The organism is Archangium sp. (genome assembly GCF_036389735.1).
GTDB lineage: Bacteria > Myxococcota > Myxococcia > Myxococcales > Myxococcaceae > Archangium.
The window spans coordinates 1-3449 of record NZ_DASVWK010000854.1 but is presented as its reverse complement, the minus strand read 5'-3'; the positions used below and the strand labels follow the sequence as shown (position 1 = coordinate 3449).

At 70.7% G+C, this 3449-nt stretch carries 2 protein-coding genes; both read right to left on the bottom strand.

Annotated elements, in window-relative coordinates; translation table 11 throughout:
• Positions 1-796 (bottom strand): biotin/lipoyl-binding protein (locus VF794_RS30585; RefSeq protein ID WP_331116542.1); only part of this gene is annotated, 796 nt, incomplete at its 3' end.
• A gap of 73 nt (positions 797-869) precedes the next feature.
• Positions 870-3011, bottom strand: a complete 2142-nt coding sequence (locus VF794_RS30580) for an ABC transporter ATP-binding protein (RefSeq protein ID WP_331116540.1) — start codon at positions 3009-3011, stop codon at positions 870-872.
• Between the last annotated feature and the right edge of the window lie 438 nt (positions 3012-3449).

Here is a 3449-nt window from a genome sequence, read left to right as displayed (position 1 = left end):
GCACCTGCTGGGTGGCCTGACGGGCCATGGTGCTCTCCAGCTTCGCCATCTCGATGCGCTCCTTGGCCAGGTCGCCCTTGGCGTACTCGTACTTGGCGAGGCCGTCATTGATGAGGGCATCGGCATCGGTCTGGACGCGCTGGCGGTCGGAGCTGATGGCCTCGAGCTCGTTGCGGGCGGCGTTCAGGCTGGCGCGGGCGCTCTCGGCGTCGGTGTTCGCCTTGGTGAACTCGAGCTGGGCGAGCTCCAGGCTCCGGGTGGCCGTCAGGCCGTCCTCGTGCATGGCGCGCTGCCGCTCCAGGTTGAGCCGGGACGTCTCACGGGCCATCTCGGCCGCGGACAACGACTGTTCGGCGGAGCGGATGCGCTCCCGCACCATGCGCACGCGCGAGCCGGCCGCGTCGATGCTCGCCGAGCGCGAGGCGCGCAGCGCATCCACCCGGGACTCGTAGGCCATCATCTGGCTCTGGGTGGCGCTGATGCGGGCCTCGATGGCGGTGCGCTGCTCCTGCAGGCGCGTCATCAGGTCCGCATCGTTGTCGGACAGCTCGACGATCAGGTCTCCCTCCTTCACAGCGGAGCCTTCCTGAACGGCCCAGTTCGTGATGCGCCCGGCGATGGGCGCCTGGATGGACTGCTGGCGCTCCAGGGGCGCGTAGGCGATGACGCGGCCCTGGCCGGTGACGTTCTGCCGCCAGGGGGCCAGCAGCAGCCCCACCACGGCGAGCACCAGGGCGAGGGCCAGGAGTCGGGCCACCGTGCGAGCCACCCGGGTCGAGTGCCGCACGAGGCGCATCGCGGGGAGCTCGGCGGAGGAGGGACCACCATTTCGGGAAGTTGGCATCGTCGTCATGGTCTTGGGTCCGGACTCAGGAAAGGGTTGCCACGCGCGGCTGCCGCTCGGAGTCGAGCGGACTCAGCCGGCCGCCACTCAGCTCGTACGTCCGCGTGCAGCGGGCGAGCAGCTCGGGCGCGCGGGTGATGAGGAGCAGGGTCCAGGGCGCGTCGTCGGCCATCAGCGTCTTCAGCACGTGCTCACGCGCCTGCGCGTCGAGGCCGTCCAGCACCTCGTCGAGGACGAGCAGGCGCGGCCTCAGCACGAGCGCGCGCGCGAGGTGGAGCTGCGCCACCTGGCCCGAGGACAGGGGAAGGCCTCCGGTGGTGAGCTCCGTCTGGAGTCCCTCGGGGAGCTGGGCGATCATCTCCCCCAGGCCGACGGCCTCCAGCGCCCGGCGCACCTCGCTCAGCGGCAGGTCGGGCTGTCCCATCCGGACGTTGTCCACGATCGTGCCGGCGAAGATCTCCGGGGCCTTGACGATGGCCACGTCGCGGCGCAGCGAGGCGAGCGAGAGATCCCTCAGGTCGAGGCCATCGAGCAGGATGCGGCCCCGCGAGGGAGCGCGCAGGCCGTAGAGCAGCTCCACGAGGGTGCTCTTGCCGCCGGCGGTGGCGCCGGTGATGGCCACCTTCTCGCCGGCCCGCACCTCGAGGCTGGCGCCGCGCAACACGGGCGAGTCCTCGCGGTAGTGGAATTCCAGCCCGTCGAGACGGAGGGACGCGGGCCCGGGGGTCGGCGGGACGCTCTCGCCGTTGTCCTCCTCCAGCGGCAGGTCCACGAGCTGGCCGAGCTTGTCCATGGCCGCGAGCAGGTCGTAGTACGCCTCCAGGTGCTTGCCGAACTTGGCGATGGCGGCCACCACGGTGGTGACGATGAGCTCGGCGGCGACGAGCTGACCCAGGGTGAGCTGGCGGTTGATGACCAGCCAGCCGCCCAGCCCGAGCAGCAGCGCGCTGGCCACCGCCTGGAGGCCGAGCGCCCCGAGGATCTGCCGGAAGAGGTACTTGAAGTGCTTGCGCCGGGCGCCGAGGTAGTCGCGGGCGAGCTCATCGGCGCGCCGCAGGGCGTGGGCGGTACCGCCGTGCTGGCGGAAGGCGATGCGGTGGCGCGCCAGCTCCTGGAGCCAGGCGGCCACGGCGTACTTGGCCTTGGACTCCTTGATGCCCGCCGAGGCGGCCGCGTGGCCGAAGCCGAAGATGATGCCGGCCAGGGCCAGCAGGAGGAAGAAGTCGAAGGCCAGGAGCAGCGGGTGGTAGAAGGCGAGCATCAGCAGGCCGATGCTCGCCTGGAGCACCACGGAGAGGCCCTCGAGCAGCAGCGACGAGCTGGCCTTCTGGACGGTGACCACGTCGAAGAAGCGGTTGACGAGCTCGGGCCCGTGGGCGCGGTCGAAGGCGCGCGCCTGGACGCGGGGCAGCCGGTGGCTGAGATCGCTGACGACGCGGATGAAGATGCGCTGCTGGAGGATCTCCACCACCCAGTTCTGCATGGCCCGCAGGCCACCGGCGAACACCAGGCCGCCGAGCAGCAGGATGCTCAGCACCACCAGCGGCTGGAGCAGGGAGCCGAAGGCCACGGTGTTGACGAGCGACTGGACGGCGATGGGCGTGGTGAGGGCGAAGAGCCCGACGCCCACCGCGTACATGGCGACGGCCCGCAGGTCCGCGGCCTCCAGGCGCACCAGCGAGCGCAGCCGGGCGAAGGGCGTGAGGGGCTTGTGCGGGGCTGCCTCCTCGGCCCGCAGGGCATGGACGGGCTCGGACTCCTCGGCGAGCACCCAGGTGAGGGACTGCGTCGCCCAGGGCGTGAGCAGGCGCGAGAGTTCCTCACGGCTCATCCACGCCTGGCCCTCGGGCAGCAGGCTGGAGTGCACGAGGACGCGGTCGGGCGCCCACTCGGCGATCAGCAGCCACGAGGCTCCCCGCTCCGAGAAGCACACGGTGCCGAGCGGCCCCTGGGGGCTGCCCTGGCGGAGGACGTCCTCCACGGAATGCGTCAGGGTGGAGAGGGTGAGGCCGAGCGCCTGCCCCGCGTGGTGGAGGCGCTGGCTCCAGGTCTCGGCGAGGAGGCCGGAGCACTGCCGCGAGGCATCCAGGAGGGAGGCCTGGGTGGTGCTGGTGCTCGGCTCGACGCCCGCGGTGTGCGCGAGCTCGGTGAGCAGTTGTTCGAGCACCTCCGGGGCGGACGAATCAGATAACACAGGAGGGCCCAGGGGATTCTCAGTCGACGAGGGTCCGAGATCGCGGTCGTACATGGAATCCGGTGCCGATCGCGGCGTCGTGGCCGGGCGGAGTTGCCCGAACGGGCATATGTATGGGGCCTGGGGGTCTAAAGAAAAAACAGATAAATCGTCACGAGTTCATAGCGAAAACCGAAGGATGCGCGCTTGAGGGATTTTTCCGCGCCCCTGGTCTCGTGCCCGCGGGGGTTTACAGAACCGTGACCAACAGGAGCGCTGCCGCCGCGAGCCGCACGGCCTCGACCTTCGGTGCCCAGCTCCCCAAGCAGGTGAGGAGGCGAGCGTGGCGCTTGAGGCAGCCACCAGGAAGCAACCGAGTAGGCAGAGGACGCCGCGAGTGGACCAGGCAGAGCCGCCGCGCAGGACATTCGC